General features: G+C 68.5%; 13 protein-coding genes. 8 read left to right on the top strand and 5 right to left on the bottom strand.

The features are described from left to right. Positions 1–127 precede the first annotated feature (127 nt). Positions 128–2,962 carry an adenylate/guanylate cyclase domain-containing protein gene (locus WD271_06170; protein ID MEX1007414.1) on the top strand — a complete coding sequence of 945 codons (2,835 nt, stop codon included), beginning with the start codon at positions 128–130 and terminating at the stop codon, positions 2,960–2,962. Positions 2,963–3,176: 214 nt separating this feature from the next. Here the strand turns inward: WD271_06170 and WD271_06165 are convergent, their stop codons facing one another. Genes WD271_06165 through WD271_06155 form a run of 3 tightly spaced genes read right to left on the bottom strand, consistent with a single transcriptional unit; the run spans position 3,177 to position 6,482 of the window. Next, positions 3,177–4,394, bottom strand: coding sequence for a CaiB/BaiF CoA-transferase family protein (locus tag WD271_06165; GenBank protein ID MEX1007413.1), 1,218 nt, complete (start codon positions 4,392–4,394; stop codon positions 3,177–3,179). Then, positions 4,391–5,566, bottom strand: coding sequence for an amidohydrolase family protein (locus tag WD271_06160; GenBank protein MEX1007412.1), 1,176 nt, complete (start codon positions 5,564–5,566; stop codon positions 4,391–4,393). The genes WD271_06165 and WD271_06160 overlap by 4 nt, the downstream gene beginning before the upstream one ends. Positions 5,567–5,612: 46 nt before the next feature. Next, on the bottom strand, positions 5,613–6,482 hold the full coding sequence (locus WD271_06155; protein MEX1007411.1) for an SDR family oxidoreductase: 870 nt from the start codon (positions 6,480–6,482) through the stop codon (positions 5,613–5,615). Positions 6,483–6,547: 65 nt separating this feature from the next. On the opposite strand from WD271_06155, the gene WD271_06150 reads away from it, so the two are divergent. Beyond that, entirely contained in the window at positions 6,548–8,884 is a 2,337-nt protein-coding gene (locus WD271_06150) for a CoA transferase (GenBank protein ID MEX1007410.1), read from the top strand. Between the two features lie 307 nt (positions 8,885–9,191). On the opposite strand, the gene WD271_06145 is transcribed toward WD271_06150, so the two are convergent. Continuing rightward, complete coding sequence (locus WD271_06145) at positions 9,192–9,605, bottom strand: type II toxin-antitoxin system VapC family toxin (protein ID MEX1007409.1); 414 nt, start codon at positions 9,603–9,605, stop codon at positions 9,192–9,194. Beyond that, the gene (locus WD271_06140; protein ID MEX1007408.1) at positions 9,565–10,788 is read right to left on the bottom strand and encodes an acyl-CoA dehydrogenase family protein; all 1,224 of its coding nucleotides are present in this window, start codon (positions 10,786–10,788) and stop codon (positions 9,565–9,567) included. The genes WD271_06145 and WD271_06140 overlap by 41 nt, the downstream gene beginning before the upstream one ends. A gap of 60 nt (positions 10,789–10,848) precedes the next feature. On the opposite strand from WD271_06140, the gene WD271_06135 reads away from it, so the two are divergent. The 6 genes from WD271_06135 to WD271_06110 all read left to right on the top strand — a co-directional run bounded on the left by WD271_06135 (position 10,849) and on the right by WD271_06110 (position 16,307). Beyond that, positions 10,849–11,760, top strand: coding sequence for an amidohydrolase family protein (locus tag WD271_06135; GenBank protein ID MEX1007407.1), 912 nt, complete (start codon positions 10,849–10,851; stop codon positions 11,758–11,760). Between the two features lie 3 nt (positions 11,761–11,763). Next, positions 11,764–12,510 carry an enoyl-CoA hydratase/isomerase family protein gene (locus WD271_06130; protein MEX1007406.1) on the top strand — a complete coding sequence of 249 codons (747 nt, stop codon included), beginning with the start codon at positions 11,764–11,766 and terminating at the stop codon, positions 12,508–12,510. Next, a complete protein-coding gene (locus tag WD271_06125; GenBank protein MEX1007405.1) occupies positions 12,507–13,652 on the top strand; it encodes an acyl-CoA dehydrogenase in 1,146 nt (381 codons plus the stop codon). The genes WD271_06130 and WD271_06125 overlap by 4 nt, the downstream gene beginning before the upstream one ends. A 3-nt stretch (positions 13,653–13,655) precedes the next feature. Continuing rightward, positions 13,656–14,438, top strand: a complete 783-nt coding sequence (locus WD271_06120) for an enoyl-CoA hydratase-related protein (GenBank protein ID MEX1007404.1) — start codon at positions 13,656–13,658, stop codon at positions 14,436–14,438. Positions 14,439–14,664: 226 nt separating this feature from the next. Beyond that, on the top strand, positions 14,665–15,345 hold the full coding sequence (locus WD271_06115; GenBank protein MEX1007403.1) for an LLM class flavin-dependent oxidoreductase: 681 nt from the start codon (positions 14,665–14,667) through the stop codon (positions 15,343–15,345). After that, positions 15,342–16,307: a TIGR03621 family F420-dependent LLM class oxidoreductase gene (locus WD271_06110; GenBank protein ID MEX1007402.1), complete on the top strand. Its 966-nt coding sequence runs from the start codon at positions 15,342–15,344 to the stop codon at positions 16,305–16,307. The genes WD271_06115 and WD271_06110 overlap by 4 nt, the downstream gene beginning before the upstream one ends. The last annotated feature ends 1 nt before the right edge of the window (position 16,308 follow it).

Here is a 16,308-nt window from a genome sequence, read left to right as displayed (position 1 = left end):
CTGGGCTTCCCCAGGGAGGTCCGGATCCGAGTTCTTGCGACGCTCGACCACCGAATGCGGTGTAGCCAACCGCCACGAGAAGGGAATCTGCCCCCGCGCAGACGCAGTATGTGACAGACTCGATGGGGTGAAGGCTTCAACCGTCGAGCTCCCGAGTGGGCTCGTCACATTCCTGTTCACCGACATCGAGGGCTCGACGCGCCTGTGGGAGGAGCATCCGGACGGGATGCGGGCGGCGTTGGCCCACCACGACGAGCTGATCCGGGGCGCGGTCGAGGCGCAGCGTGGGTATGTGGTGAAGACCACCGGCGACGGTGTGCACGCGGCGTTCCCGACCGCCGACGACGGGGTGCGCGCCGCGATCGTTGCCCAGCGGGCGCTCGCCGGGCAGGAGTGGGGCGAGACCGGCGAGTTGCGGGTGCGGATGGGGTTGCACACCGGCGCGGCGGAGGTGCGCGACGGCGACTACTACGGCTCGTCGCTGAACCGGGCCGCCCGGCTCATGGGCGTCGCGCACGGCGGCCAGATCGTGTGCTCGCACGCCACCGCCGATCTCGCGCGCGACTCGTTGACCGAAGGGGTGGTGCTCACCGACCTGGGCGATCACCGGCTGCGTGACCTGTCGCGTCCAGAGCGGGTGTTCCAGATCCACGCACCCGACCTCGCGGGCAGCTTCGCGCCCTTGCGTTCGGTCGACTCGTTCCCCGGCAACCTGCCGTTGCAGGTCAGTTCGTTCATCGGCCGCGAGCAGGAGATCGCCCAGATCGTCGCCGCGTTGCACGAGGCGCGGGTGGTGACGCTGACCGGCGTCGGCGGCGTGGGCAAGACGCGTCTCGCGTTGCAGGTTGCGGCCGAGGTGTTGCCCCGGTTCCGGGAGGGTGCGTGGCTGGTCGAGCTGGCCCCGGTGCGCGACCCGGACGGAGTGGTCGACGCGTTCGCGATCGTGTTCGGGGTGACGCCGCGGGCGGGTCAGCGCCTGACGGACGCGTTGGTCGAGTTCCTGGCAACCAAGCAGTTGTTGTTGGTGGTCGACAACTGTGAGCATCTGTTGGACCCGGTCGCGGACCTGGTCGACGAGATCGGCCGTTCTTGTCCGGCGGTCGTGGTGCTGGCAACGAGCCGGGAGGGCCTGGCGCTCGTCGGGGAACGGATCCTCGCGGTGCCATCCCTGGGTGCTCCGCCGTCAGGCGCGGAGCTCGAGGCGATCGTGGCGTCGGATGCGGTGCAACTGTTCGTGGACCGCGCGCGCGGTGCCGACGCGGCGTTCGCGGTCGGCCGCGACAATGCCGAAGCGGTCGTGCGGGTGTGTCGTCGTCTCGATGGGGTCCCGTTGGCGATCGAGTTGGCCGCGGCGCGGGTCAGCGCGATGAACCCAATGGAGCTCGCCGCCGCGTTGGATCGACGGTTCGAGGTGCTCGCGGGCGGGCGGCGGGGTGCTTTGAAACGCCAGCAGACCTTGCGGGCCACGATCGACTGGTCCTACGACCTGCTCGACGAGCCCCAACAACGGTTGCTGGCCCGCCTCGCGGTGTTCACGGGGAGCTGTACCCGAGAAGCCGCCGAAGCGGTCTGCGCCGGCGAACCGATCGACACGCGGGCGGCGTTCGAGCTGCTCGCCGGGCTGGTCGACCGGTCACTGGTGGTCGCGGACCGTGGCGGGCTCGACACCCGCTACCGGCTGCTGGAAACGATCCGCGAATACGGCGAGGAACGCCTCGTCGAACACGACGAAACCGCAATGTTGCGCTACCGCCACGCGCACTACTTCACCGACTACGCGCTGCGCTGCTACGAAGGACAATGGGGGCCCGATCAGATCGAGTGGGGGACCCGCATGACTGCTGACGGCGAGAACATCCTCGCCGCATTCACCTACGCCGTCGACACCGGCAACATCGACCTCGCGGCGAAGCTCCTGGACTCGACGAACTTCAACGCGGCCCAGACCGGCTTCGCCCTCACACTTCCCGTCGAGCCGGTCTTGGCCATGGCCGGAGTGGAGCAACACCCTGGTTATCCGGTCGTGCTCTTGTCCGCCGCGTTCGCGGCCAGTGCACGGGGAGAGCAGCGTCTCGCCCAGGAGTACGGCGACGCAGCGCTCGACGCGGAACGTGTTGTGACCGTCGCCCGCCCCTACACGACCGACCTCACCCAGACTCGATGCAACCTCTTGGCCACGATCGCCCTGTCCGCGGGCGAGTGGGAAAAAGCGGCCATGGCACTGCTCGAGGGCGCCGAACTCGCCCGGAATGCCGGCAGAACACACCATCTTGCGGTCAACCTGGGAGGCGCCGCCAATGCATTGGGTGTCGCCGGGCGATACGCCGACGCGGTGCCTGTCGCGACCGAAGGACTCGCACTCGCCCGCGCGGCCGGAATGCCCACGGCGATCAACTTCAACCTGCTCGCGCTCGCCCATGCGCTCGCCGGCCAAGACCCTGAACGCGCCCGCGCACTGCTGCACGAAGCCTCCCATTCCGACGTCGACTACGAGACCTACTCCGAGCTCATCGAGATGACCTTCGCCGCCACCACGATCGGCGACTGGCCCCTCACCGCACGTTTCGCTACCCGCAGCATCCGTCACCTGCACTGGATCAACCAACGGCCGTATCTCGGCGGCATTCTCAACCTCGCGGCCCGCGTCCTCGCCGACACCGACCCCGATGGTTCTGCCACCGTCCAAGGCGCAGCCCATATCCTCGCCGTGAGCGCCGCCGCCGCGACCACGGGCGCGGCGGGCGCGAGGAGCGCAACCGCACCCACCGGCGACGCGAACCGCGGCGGCCTGATCGTCGAGACGCGCCGCGAAACGACCCGCCGCCTCGCCGACACCCTCGGCGATGACCGGCTCCGCGCGCTACGCGACCACGGCGCCACGATGGACACCGACCAGGCCGTCGCCTTTACCCTCACCCACCTCGACGCGTACCTCCGCGACCAGGACCAACCGGCCGGCTGAGCGAACCTGTCCTCGCCCGTCAGAGAACGGATCCGCTCCGCACACGCACACCATTGGCCCGGGTGCCGATCAGCGACGCCGCGGGGTGCAGAGGGTTGGAAAGTCCTCGCATCACCTCCAACAGTGCTCGCGCCTTCGTGAGCATTGTTGGAGGGGGAGGTTGCCTGCGCGGGACCGCGACCGATGTCTGGCAACACAGGCAGTTCGAGCGATCTCAGACGACGCCGGCGGCGCGCAGCCGTGCTCGCGCGGCTTCGTCGTACCCGAGTTCGGAAAGCAACTCGTCGGTGTGCTCGCCGTGCGCCGGCGCGGACCGGACGGTGAAGTCGCGCCCCGGGACGAGGACCGGATTGCCGAGCGTGAGCATGGCACCGAAGAGGGGGTTGTGCTCCACGACTAGTTGCCCGCGCGCACGCAGGTGCGGATCGTCCTGGACGTCGCCGAAGCCCAGGGCAGGCCCCATCGCGATGTCGTGTTCGATCGCGATCGCCATCCATTCGTCGAGCGTCTTGGTGTGGAACGTCTTCTGGATCTCGCGCCGCAGCTCGTCCTCGCCCCCGCCGAAGTCGACGACGAGATCCTCGCGGTGGTCACCGAGCAGGTCCTCGCGTCCCGCTGCCGCACACCAGTTCTTCCAGAACTTGGCTTCGATCGCGCAGAACAACATGTACTTGCGGTCGGCCGTCTCGTAGTACTGGTATTTCGCAGAGTCGCCCGCGCCACCCCCCGTCGCGCCTCCCGGAGAGCTCTGGTCGACCTTCTCCGGATTGAGCAACGGGAGCGCAACGAGCCACTTCGCCGCGAGTACCGCGTCGGCGCAGGAGACGTCGAGGTAACAGCCGGCACCGGTCCGCGCCGCGCGGGCGAGGGCCGCCGCCACTCCGAACGCGGCGTAGAGGGGACCGAGCACGACGCCACCGCTTCCCACGATCGCCGGGCTCGTCGGCTCGACGAACCCGCGGTCATCGAGGTGCATCGGTGGCGCGCTCCCGCCCAGCGCGTCCATCATCTGCCCGTGCGTCGGCACGTTGGCGTACGGACCCGACGCGCCGAACCCCGTCGCCTGGCAGTACACGATGTCGGGCTTGACGTCGCGCACCGCGTCGTAATCGAGCCCGAGCTTGCGGTTCGTGTCGCCGATGTTGCCGGTGATGAACACGTCGGCATCGGCGAGGAGCCGTCGCATGATCTCCTGGCCCTCGGGAAGACGCGCGTCGCACGTCAGGCTGCGTTTGTTGCGGTTCAGGGTGAGATGGAACGCGGACCAGTCGGGCGCGAACCGCGTCATGATGTTGCGGAGATAGTCGCCCACCTCAGGCGTCTCGACCTTCACCACGTCGGCCCCCTCGTCGCCGAGGAGCCGGCCGAGGTGGTCGACCGTCATCAACACGCCCGTCTCGACGACCTTCACGCCGTCGAGCAGACCGGTCATGCGGTGGTCCGCTCACGGTCGAGCCGGAAGTAGCGAACGGCGTTCTCGCAGATTATCTTGCGTCGCTCGTCGTCGGGGATGTCGCGGAACTGGTCGTCGATCACCTGAAGAGACCTCGGCCAGTCGCACTGCACGTGGGGAAAGTCGGTAGACCACTGCACGCGATCGATCCCGATGTCGTGACGAACCTTGAGGCCGAATCGGTCGACCTGGAAGCCCCAGTTGGTGTTGTGATCCACGTACCAACTCGGTTCGTGCGCCCACTGGTCGGCGCCGCTCCAGTAGCGGTGCCGTCGCCAGTTCTCGTCGGCGTCCTCCTTGAACTCGGGGATCCAACCGATCTGTGTCTCGGCGAAGAAGAGCTGGAGCTCGGGGAAGCGATCGAAGGTCCCGTGCTGGATGAGCTGCACGACCTGGCCGCCGTGCGTGACGGTCTTCGACAGCATCCGAGTCATCGGCGCGAAGTTCAGCAGCGATACACCCGACTCGGTCGCCCGCGCGATCGCCGCCTGCTCGGCGACGTCGCCACCTCCGAAGCTCACGTGCGCAGTGATCGGTACGTCGAGCTCGAGGGCGCGCTGCCAGAACCGATCGTCCTCGTCGGGTTTCGGCACCGGCGTTCCGTTCGGCCAGTGGTGCAGCACGACCCCGCGGATGCCGGGCATGGCTGCCACCCGCTCGAGCTCTGCGACCGAGTCGTCGATCGACGCGCCGGGGAGGATCGCGAGGCCGAGCAAGCGGTTGGGGTCCTCAGCGGTGTACTCCTCTGACAGCCAGTCGTTGTAACCACGCGCGAGCGCGACGTACGCCTCGTTGGGGATGGCAGCGACGTCGAGCGTGCGCTGACCGGAGACGGCGGGGAACAAGATCTCGGCGTCGACGCCGTCCTGGTCCATCTCGGCAAGGCGCTGTTTCGCGTCGCCCGCCCCGACGAGCCCGTCGGCGTACGAGATCCCGGACGTCTTGAGATGCTCCCAGCCGCGCCCGGCGGAAAAGTTCAGTCCGAGGGGCACCGGTTGGGTCTTGCCCGGCATGAGCCACGCGTCGCCTCCACCCGGCAACTGCACGACCTTGGGCACGTATTCACGGAACTCGGCGTCGACGAAGGGCTCCCACATGTACGGCGGGACTTCGAGGTGTGAGTCGGTCGACACGATCTCGTAGTCGCGCATGATGGCTCCCTCGGCTCGGTCCTCGATTGGTCGACTGCGTTCCACGCTACGTGGCAGGGACCTCCCGCGGCACGAGTGACTCCACCAGTGGCGTGTCGTGTACGCCGAGGAAGCCTCCGGCCGTGTACCCCGCGTCGACATTGAGCACCTGTCCGCTCACACTGCCCGCGGCATCGCTGTTCAGGAAGACGAGCGGTGGCGCCTGCTCCTCTGGCGTCGACGGCTCGCGTCGCATCGCGCTCTTGAACAGGACGTCGCCGAACACCTGCCAACTCGGTGTTGCGTCCATCAACGGCGTCTGGGTCGGGCCGGGGCCCGTGGCGTTGATGCGAATACCCCGGTGACACAGCGGAACGGCCTGGCGCTGGACGTACGCATCGATGGTCTGCTTGGAGAACACGTACGCGGCGGCCGCCAACTCCTCGGCCTGCGCGGGTTCACCGACGAGGTTGGACTCACACCACACCTGCGCGGCCGCGAAGTCGGGGGTGTCGAGGAGCTCGATGATGCGCACCAGCTCCCGCTCCCAGCCGAGGCCGCCGATCGAGGAGATGAACGCGATCGACGAGCCGCTCCCCATCAGTGACTCGATCGCCGACTCGACGAGGTGCCTCGCGCCGACGAAGTTGACGAGCATGACGTCGACGGGCGCGAAGGGAGCACCCGACACACCCGCGCACGAGAAGATCGAGTGGATCGGACCACCGATTTCGGCAAGCGCGGCGTCGATCGACGACCGATCGCGAAGATCCATCCGCACCGATTGCGCAACGGTGGGATCGACGGGTGCCACGTCGGCGACGACCACCTCGCCTCCCAGCTCGCTGACAAGCCTCGCGACGGCCGCGCCCATTCCGGTGGCGCCGCCCGAGACGAGCACGCGCTTTCCGTCGTAGCGAAACTGTTCCCAACCCATGACATCTCCGTTCGCCGAAAGTGGTGACGCTATCGGAGCAGATCCTCGCGTCGTACGCTGGTGAGATGGCATCGCTCTTGCAAGGACTCCGCGTGGTCGATTGCTCCGCGGGAACCGCGGGGCCCCAGGCATCGGGGATCCTCGCCGGTTACGGCGCCGAGGTCACGTGGGTCGAGCCCCCCGACGGTGACATCACGCGTCGCATCCACCCGGCTGCGGCATCCGTGTTCAACCGGGGCAAGCGGAGCATCGTGCTCGACGTCGACGACGCCACTGATCGCGACACAATCCTCGAACTCGCGTCGCGCGCCGACGCCTTCATCGAGAGCTGGACACCAGGCCGAGCGAGCGAACGCGGCCTCGGGTACGACACCCTGCACGAACTCAATGCCGGCCTCGTGTACGCATCGATCACGGCCTTCGGTCAGGTGGGTCCGCATACCGATCTTCCCGCCTACGAGCCGTTGGTGCACGCGCTGGTCGGCACGATGGCCCAGCAGGCCGGACACCGTGAGGGGCCGATCTTCCAGGGGCTGCCGTTCGCGTCGACCGGTGCTGCACAGCTCGCAGTGATCGGCATTCTGGCCGGGCTATATCGCCGCATGGCCGACGGTATCGGGCGCCACGTCGACACGTCGCTGTTCGACGGCGCGCTCGCGTTCCACTCGATGCTCTGGGGCGAGTCCGACGCGTCGGTCGCGGCGAAGGAGAACCTGGCGCCGACACTGGGCGGCGCCGCGAGGATGCGGCTCATCACGAGGTCCTTCGTGTGCAGCGACGGTGAGTACGTCGGGATCCACACCGGCGCCGTCGGCGCGTTCGGTCGCCTCATGCGAGTCCTCGGGCTCGCCGACCGGATTCCGCCGAGCGAGGACGGCATCGACATGGGTGTGCCCCTCACCCCCGAACAGGCCGACATCCTCGAAGGCGAGATCCACGGCATCTTCGCGTCCCAGCCACGCGCCTACTGGGTCGACCGTCTGATGGCCGCCGACGTGTGCGCCGTCGAACACCTGGTGCCGCCGTCGGTATTCGACGAACCCCAGGCGCGGGACAACCAGATGGTCGTCGAAGTCGACGACGCTGTGCTCGGCGTCGTCGAGCAGGTCGCCCCCGCGATCCGGTTCGACGGTGAACCACCCTTGCTCCCGACCGCAGCGCCGCCGCACGGCCGCCACAGCCACGAGGTACTCAGGGAACTGGCGCGCGTCGCGATGCCTACACCGTGGCAACAGGCATCGGCGCCACCGGGTGCGCCCGACGAACGCCCGCTGCTCCACGACGTGAGGATCGTCGACTTCGGGGCGTTCTACGCGGGTCCGTACTCCTCGCGCGTGCTCGCCGACCTCGGCGCCGACGTGATCAAGCTCGAGCCGGTTGCGGGTGATCCACTGCGCGGCATCGAGCGGCCCTTCTTCTCGGCCCAGGCCGGCAAACGCGCGCTCGCGGCGAACCTCAAGGACCCCGGTCTGCGGCCCGCGGTCGACGGGCTCCTCGCGTGGGCCGATGCGGTGCATCACAACCTGCGTCCCGGTGCAGCCGAGCGCCTTGGCCTCGGCGTCGAACAGGTACGCGCGAAGCGCCCAGACGTGATCTACCTGTACGCACCGGGATGGGGATCGAGCGGCCCGCACATGATGCGCCAGAGCTTCGCGCCAATGATGTCCGGATACGTCGGTGCGTCGTACGAGGTTGCGGGACAGTTCAACCCGCCGCTGCCGTCGACGGGAAACGAGGATCCCGGCAACGGCCTCCTCGGTGCCATCGCCCTCCTGATCGCGCTGCTGCACCGGCGGCGCACCGGCAAGGCACTGTCGTGTGAGAACCCGCAGCTCAATGCGGCGATGGGCATGATGGCTCACGTCGGACGCGACCGCGACGGTGCAGCCGTGGGAGCGGGATCGCTCGATCCGCTCCAGCTCGGGGTCGGTCCGTTCGAGCGTCTCTACGAGACCGCCGACGGGTGGATCTGCGTGACCGCGCGAACCGATGACGAGATCGCCGCGCTCGGCGCGGCGATCTCGGCCGAGCTCCATTCGGACGATCGAGCGAGCGACGGTATCGGCGGCCAGTTGAGCGACGTGTTCCGGGGCGCGACCACCGGGGCGTGGCTCGCGGCATTGGCCGCGACCGGCGCTCCCGCGGCCGAGCCCGTCGGTTCGAACATGCACGCGTTCATGGTCGATCCCGCGCAACGCGCGATGGGACGGGTGGCAGAGGTCGAGCACCCGACGCTCGGCATGGTGCGTGAGATCTCGCACCTGGTGCGCGTCAGCGCCGCCGACATCACGCCGCACCGCCTCGCACCGGAACTCGGTGAACACACTGACGACATCTTGCGCTGGCTCTCGTACAAGCCCGAAGACATCAGCGCGCTCCGCGACCGCGGCGCGATCCGCTGAGCACGATGGCGGAAGACATCACGTTCGACGGGCGCGTGGTGGTGGTGCGGCGGCGGCCGACATCGCGGTCGACGAGATCGTGTCCGCGGGTGGCCGAGCGGTGCCGGCGTATCGGGTGATGGGTGACCAGGGTTACGGGCGGTTCGTGTTCACGTCGTCGGGATCCGGCCTCGTCGGGCTGCGGCACCACGCGAACACTTGTCGGCGAAGCAGGGATCGCCGGACTCTCGAGCGTGATCGCGCTCGAGGGCGAGGGAGCACGGGACGCGAACCGCTGCACATCGCCCAGCGGCTCGTGCCAGGGTGGTCAGCGGATTTCACGGATCCGTTCCTCGGTCCCCCACTTGGCGTCGGCGGTCCAGATCTCGGCGTCGAACCGGTGCCCCAGCGCCAGACAGAGTCGATCGGCGAGCGACAGCCCCTGCCCGGCCTTCCAGCGGCGCGCAGCCCATTCGGCGTCGTCGACGTCGACCGGTTCGACCTCGAGGCCGTAGCTGAACAGCAGTGACCGAGCGAGGCCCCAGTCGCGGTCGTGCGCCCTGACCTTCTGCGCGACCTCCGACCAGTTCGCCGCACCACACGCACCACCGTCGACGAGGACCTCCTCGACGGTTTCCGCGCCGTCCTTCCCCTGGAGGAACGCGAGGAGCGCGGACGCATCGAAGACTTTCGAGTCTTGTTCACGGGCGCGGCTCCCGCGGGAGACCGAGCACCTGTTCACCGAGGATGTTGCGCTGCACCTGTGACGTTCCGGCGTAGATCGTTCCCGCGCGAGCGTTCAGGAACGTCCCGACCCAGGATGCGCTGTCGTTCGGTGCGCCGGGATCGTCGGTGCGAACCATGTTCGTCGGCCACCGACCCTCCGGTGTGAGGGCGTCGGCACCGAGAATGCGGATCGCGACATCCATCACACGCTGGTGGTACTCGCTCCAATAGAGCTTCGAGACCGAAGACTCCGGCCCCGGCGGCCGGCCGTCCAACAGGCCGGTGAGCGCGCGCAACCCGAGGAGCCGCATGATCTCGCACTCTTCGTAGGCACGCGCCAGCCCTTGCCGAACGACCGGGTCGTCGACGCGATCGCGTTGCCGCGCCAGGTCGAACAGCCGGTCGAGCTCCTCGCGGAACTTCAGCGGGAACGTCGCCGCCGACTCACCGCGCTCGAAGCCGAGCAACGTGTTCGCCACCGCCCAACCTTCGTTCACCTCACCGACGACGTAGTCCACGGGCGTCCAGGCGTCGGTGAGAAACACTTCGCAGAACTCGCGCTCCCCGTTGATCGTGGCGATGCGACGGATCTCGACACCCGGCTGATCGAGCGGGCAGAGCAAGAAGCTGATGCCCCGGTGTCGCGGCGCATCAGGATCGGTACGCGTCAGGAGGAAGATCCAGTTGGCCTCGTGCGCCAACGACGTCCACACCTTCTGACCGTTGATGACCCACCGGTCGCCGTGCAGCTCTGCCTTCGTCGACAAGGATGCCAGGTCGGATCCCGAGCCGGGCTCGGAGTAACCCTGGCACCACCGGTCTTCCCCTGAGAGCACGCGTGGGAGGAACCGTTGCTTCTGCTCAACGCTTCCCCACTGCAACAGCGTGTTCCCGAGCATCTTGATCCCGAACCGGTCGTGCGGACCCCCTTCGGGGACGCGAGCCCGTGCGAGCTCCTCGGCAGCCACGAGCTGTTCGAGCAACGTTCGACCCGCACCGCCGTACTCGACGGGCCACGGGAGCGCCAAGAGTCCCTCTTCGCGCAGCACCTCTCGCCACTCGGTCGTGAATGTGGCCGCCTCGTCGCGGTCGAGCGCGCCCAACCCATGCCAATCCTCGGGAAGACGACGATCGATCACGGCGCGTACCTCGACCCGAAACGCCTCGGCTTCCCGCGTGTACCGCGAACCGGTTGCCATTTTCCGCACCGAGGTTAGTCTCGCTTTGTACAACCGAAAATTCACATGAGGAACTCCGTGATGCAACCGGACAGCACCGAGGTGATCTTCGACACGTACGTAGCCCTCCCGTCCGAAGAGGGTTCCGCCACCCCCGACCCGTCGGTGGCGCGCCTCTTCTCCGCGCAATCGAGCGCGTACGCGACCGGCGGCACGCCCGATGACATCGTCAGCGAGTACGACACCCACGGAGTGGCGTACGGCTTGCTCGCCAAGGTGCCCCGCGACATCACGCCACCGTTCGTGCCGGCCATGCAACTCGACAACGACATGGTGCACGCGACCTGCGCAGCCGTCGCCGAAGCCGTCGCCGCGCACCCAGGGCGCTTTCTCGGCGCCGTCGGACTCGACCCGAAGCTCGGCTATCAGGCGGCGCGCCACGTGCGTCTCGCCGTGGAGGAGTACGGCATGCGCGCCATCCGCATCCTCCCGATGTGGACCGGTATCCCGATCGACGATCCGCTCAACTACCCGCTCTACACCGCTGCCTGCGATCTGGGCGTGCCGGTGTGCATCAACGTTGGTGTGCCGGGTCCGATGAAACCGGCGCGCCTGCAGCGAACGATCCTCGTCGACGAAGTCGCGCTGTGCTTTCCCGACCTTCGGATCGTGCTGAGTCATGTGGGTGACCCGTGGGTCGACGAGACGATTTCGATGCTCGTGAAGCACCCGAACGTGTACCTGATGACCGCGGGTTTCGCGCCGAAGTACCTACCTGAGCAGCTCGTCCGCTTCATGGACTCCCGTGGCCGCGACAAGGTGATGTGGTCGTCGTACTACCCACTGATGACTGTCGAGCGCACGCTGCGCGAGGCGAAGGAGCTCCGGTTGCGACCCGAGGCGATGACCGGATATCTCGGCGACAACGCCGCGCGCGTGTTCGGAGTACCCGAAGGGCATGCGCGTGCACGCGTCGGGGAACGAAGGGAGTGACGCGTGGCTGTGCGGCTGGAGCGAATCGGGAGCGCGGCGATCGTGGTCTTGGACTGGCCGGAGCAGCGCAACGCGCTCGGGCCAGACGAAGCCGTCGCGGTCACCGAGGCGTTGCGTGATGCTGCTGCGCCGGAGGAGGTATGCGGCGTGGTGCTCACCGGCAACGGTGCGTTCTGCGCCGGGGGCGATCTGAAGGGCATGGCCGAACGGAGCGGGATGTCGGAGGACGAGCGTCGGAAGGTCGTGTACGGCGCGTACCAGGGGTTGATCCGCGCCATCGTCGGCGCGCCCGTCACCACGGTTGCCGCCGTCGACGGGCCAGCGGTCGGCCTGGGCCTCGACCTCGCGCTCGCGTGTGACAGCCGGTTCGTCGGGCCCGACGGCTGGTGCCAGCAGGGGTGGGGCAAGCTCGGGCTGATCGGTGGCACCGGCGGCGAGCTCCTGTTGCGAATGCGGGCCCCCGGAGCGCTCTGGGCGATGCTCGAGGACCAGCCACGGCTCGACGGCGACGCCATGGAACAGCGCGGCCTCGGCGAGGCCGTCCACGTTGGCACGGCTCGCGAACGGGCGGTGCGGCGAGTCGCCACACTCGCCGCGATGTCGCGCGAGGCCATCGAGGCGTATGTCGACCTGTACCGGTCCGACCTCCGCGCCCGGTTCGACGACTACCTCGCACGAGCGCTCGACCATCAAGTCCGTCTGCTGGCAAGCCCGGGCTTCGGTGAGCGCCTCGCCCGCGCGCGCGGATGACGGTCGCGGGGTTCGAGCTCACCGAAGAGCTCCAGATGCTCCGCGAACTCGTTCGTCGCTTCGTCGCCGAACGGTTGCGCCCGGCCGAGGCTTGCCTGCCCGCGGACGCGCGTCGACTCCCCGACGATGTGCTCGAGGACCTGCGCCGCGGGGCGCGCAGCGCGGGTCTCTGGTGCATGGATGCACCGGCGGAGTACGGGGGAGGTGGACTCTCGGCATTCGAGGCGGTCGTGTTCTGGGAGGAAGCCTGCAAGCACCGGTTCTGCTTCCCGATCGCAGGCGGCGGTGCGTTCGGACACTCTCCGCCGGTCGTGCTGTACGCCGGTACGCGCGATCAGATCGAAACGTGGGTACGGCCCGCCATTGCCCAAGGATGGACGGGCTTCTCGGCGGTGGCAGAACCGGCAGGCGGAACCGATCCCGCGCGCGCGATTGCGACGACCGCCAAGCCAACTGCGACCGGTTGGGTACTGAACGGCACGAAGCTCTGGATCACCCACGCCGACCACGCCGAGTATGGCGTGATCTACGCCCGCACGGAGCACGGCGTCAGCACGTTCGTGCTCTCGACTGCGGTGCCGGGCCTGACCGCTCGGCCGATCCCGATGCTGCGCGACAGCTGGCCGTGCGAGCTGATCCTCGACGACGTCCACCTCCCCGGCGACGCGCTCATCGGAAAGGAAGGTGAGGGCCTCGAACTCGCCGGATCATGGCTCACCAAGGGACGGCTCTCGTACGCCGCGCGCGCGGTGGGCGTCGCCGAGGAATCGATCAGGATCGCCGCCGATTGGGCCCGCGAGCGAGAGACGTTCGGCGCTCCGCTGTCGACGCGGCAGGCGATCCGTTTCGCGTTCGCCGATTCGCGCATGGAAGTCAACGCGGCGCGCCTGCTCACGTGGGAGGCCGCGTGGCTCGCCGACGAGCAACGACCCGACGCCCGCCGCGCCGCCGCGATCGCCAAGGTCACGGCGACCGAGACCGGCTTTCGCGTTGTCGACCGCATGATGCAAGTCCTCGGCGCGATGGGCCTCTCGCGCGAATTGCCGCTCGAGAGCTGGTTCCGCGACTTGCGCTCGGCGCGTCTCATCGAGGGATCCAGTGAGATCCTGCGCGACCAGATCGCGCGTGACGAGCTTCGCTGAGCTGTGGCCGACGCCGACGTGGTACTTCTCACCGTCGCGGACGGCGTCGCGACGCTCACGCTGAACCGCCCGGAATCGCTCAACGCGTGGACACCGGCGATTGAGAGCCGGTGGAACGAGTTGCTCGACCTGCTCGCAACCGATCACGACGTGCGCGCGCTGGTTGTCACCGGCGCGGGTCGCGGCTTCTGCTCCGGTGCCGACCGCAACGCGCTGGGCCGCCGTTCGCGGGGCGACGAAGCCCCAAGGGTCCGTGAACGACCGCTCACGTCGCTGCTCCGGTATCCGAAGCCCGTCATCGCCGCGGTCAACGGGGCGTGCGTCGGGCTCGGTCTCGCGCTCGCGCTCTGCTGTGATGTGCGCTTCGCGGCCGGCGACGCCAAGCTCTCGGCGCCGTTCGCCCGTCTGGGTCTTGCGGCCGAGTTCCGGACGCCGTGGCTACTGCCACGTCTCGTCGGCCGAGGAAACGCGCTCGATCTCCTGCTCTCGGGCCGCGTCGTCCTCGCCGACGAAGCGCTGCAACTCGGTCTGGTACAGCGGGTGCTCCCGCGCGACGAGCTGCTGCCCGCGGCGGTCGAATACGCCGCCGAGATCGCGGATAGCTGCTCTCCCGCGGCGCTGGCCGCGATCAAGGCGCAGGTCGCCGAACCGGAGATCGTGGGTATGGTCGGGTCCGAGGGCGTCGCCAGTCTCGCCGACTTCGCGGAGGGGATCGCCGCGCTCAACGAACACCGGAGGCCGAACTTCCCGCCGCTCACCCTCGAACGGCCGTGGTGGTCCGAGTGAGCGTCGCGATCGGGATGCGCATTCCCTACTGGATTTTCGAGCAGGACGCGCGTGCGTTGCGCGCCACAGTCGCGCGGGCAGAGGCGTCGGGCATCGACCACGTCTGCATGGGTGATCACGTCAGTTTCCACGGCGGCCAGGGCTTCGACGGGCTGCTGCAGGCAGCCGCGCTGGCCTCGCTGACGTCGACGATGAAGGTGGAGACCGCGGTGTACCTGCTCGGGTTGTGCGGCATCCGGTGCCCGTGGCGCGCCAGGTCGCGACGGTCGCGCAGCTCGCGCCGGGCCGGTTCGTCTTCGGCGTCGGCCTCGGCGGCGAAGACCGCCACGAGCTGGAGATATGCGGCGTCGACCCGGCGACGCGCGGCCGTCGCCTCGATGAGTGCCTCACGATCGTGCGGGCATTGCTCGCCGGCGAGACCGTCGACTTCTCGGGCCGCATCTTCCAGATCGAGCAGGCACAGATCGTCCCCGCGCCGCCGGTACCGGTACCGATCGTGATCGGCGGCCGTTCCGAGGCTGCGCTCCGGCGGACGGCACTTCTGGGCGACGGCTGGCTCGGGTTGTTCGTTTCCGCCGAGCGCTACCGCCAGTCGGTCGCGCAGGTCGAAGAGCTGGCTGAGGCCGAAGGTCGTGCGGGCGTCGAGTGGTACCACGGGATGCACTTCTGGTGCGGTGTCGGCCCGTCGCCGGAACTGCTCGCCAACGCGATGGAGTCGCTCTACCAGACGCCCTTCGAACGCTTCGCGCGGTACGCGCCCTATGGCACGGCCGGGATGATCGCCGACTTCGTCCGCCCGTACGTCGACGCCGGTGCACGCCACGTGAACCTGGCGCCCGTCGCGGCCACACCGGAGGCGGCCATCGACGCCGCAGCCGAGGTGGCCGAGCTCCTGCGCAGCGGATGACCTTCAGCTTCTCCGTCACCGCGCCGCCGCTGCGCCTGCCGATCAGCGAGTGGGCCGCCGAGGTGCGCCGCCTCGAAGCGCTCGAATTCGACGAGGTCGTGATCGCCGACCACTTCACCGACGGATACGACACCGAACCGATGGTCGGCCTCACCACGGCGGCCATGACGACCGGCCGACTGCGGTTACGACCAGCGGTGCTCGGCGTCGACTACCGGCATCCGGTCCTCGTCCATCGCATGGCCGCGATGCTCGACGTGGTCTCGGAAGGACGGCTCACGCTCGGGATGGGCGCGGGGTGGATGACTTCCGACTACGAAGCCGCCGGACTCGCGATGGACGAGCCCGGCGCGCGCGTCAGCCGGCTTGCAGAAGCGCTCACCGTCGTCAAGGGCCTCTTCGGTTCGGAGCCCTTCACCTTCAGCGGGGACCACTACACGATCCGCGGGCTCGACGGCCTCCCCAAGCCGGTGCAACGACCGCATCCACCGTTCTTCGTCGGCGGTGGCAGCCCGCGCGTGCTCCGGCTCGCGGGTCGAGAAGCGGCAATCGTCGGCGTGAACGCGGGGCTTCGAGCGGGTGCACTCGGGCGGCACGCCGTGGTCGACCTGTCGCCCGAGCGCATGAAGGAGAAGATCGGCTGGGTGCACGAGGGGGCGTCGCGAGCGGGCAAGTCGCCCGACGACATCGTCCTGTCGCTGAACTGCTGGCTCGTGCGCGTGACCGCGGACTCCGCGACCTCGGTCGAGTTCCTCGATCGGATGGCGGCCCAGTTCGACATCACCGGTGCGGAGCTCGGCGCGTCGCCGGCGGTCCTGGTCGGAACCGTTGACTCGATCTGCAACAAGCTGGTGACATCGCGAAGCGAGTATGGCTTCAGCCATATCCAGCTCGACGCCGGCTTCCACCCGAGGAGCCTCGACTCGATCGCGCCGATCGTCACCACGCTTGCGGGAACCTGAA

The sequence above is a fragment of the Acidimicrobiia bacterium genome (assembly GCA_040880805.1).
Taxonomy (GTDB): domain Bacteria; phylum Actinomycetota; class Acidimicrobiia; order IMCC26256; family DASPTH01; genus DASPTH01.
Note: the sequence above shows the minus strand (reverse complement) of the source record. Positions and strands in the feature narration are given on the sequence as shown.

Coding starts and splice junctions, on each gene's coding strand:
- WD271_06165 (MEX1007413.1), bottom strand. CDS start 4,394: ATGACCGGTCTGCTCGACGGCGTGAAGGTCGTCGAGACGGGCGTGTTG.
- WD271_06160 (MEX1007412.1), bottom strand. CDS start 5,566: ATGCGCGACTACGAGATCGTGTCGACCGACTCACACCTCGAAGTCCCG.
- WD271_06155 (MEX1007411.1), bottom strand. CDS start 6,482: ATGGGTTGGGAACAGTTTCGCTACGACGGAAAGCGCGTGCTCGTCTCG.
- WD271_06150 (MEX1007410.1), top strand. CDS start 6,548: ATGGCATCGCTCTTGCAAGGACTCCGCGTGGTCGATTGCTCCGCGGGA.
- WD271_06140 (MEX1007408.1), bottom strand. CDS start 10,788: ATGGCAACCGGTTCGCGGTACACGCGGGAAGCCGAGGCGTTTCGGGTC.
- WD271_06135 (MEX1007407.1), top strand. CDS start 10,849: ATGCAACCGGACAGCACCGAGGTGATCTTCGACACGTACGTAGCCCTC.
- WD271_06125 (MEX1007405.1), top strand. CDS start 12,507: ATGACGGTCGCGGGGTTCGAGCTCACCGAAGAGCTCCAGATGCTCCGC.
- WD271_06110 (MEX1007402.1), top strand. CDS start 15,342: ATGACCTTCAGCTTCTCCGTCACCGCGCCGCCGCTGCGCCTGCCGATC.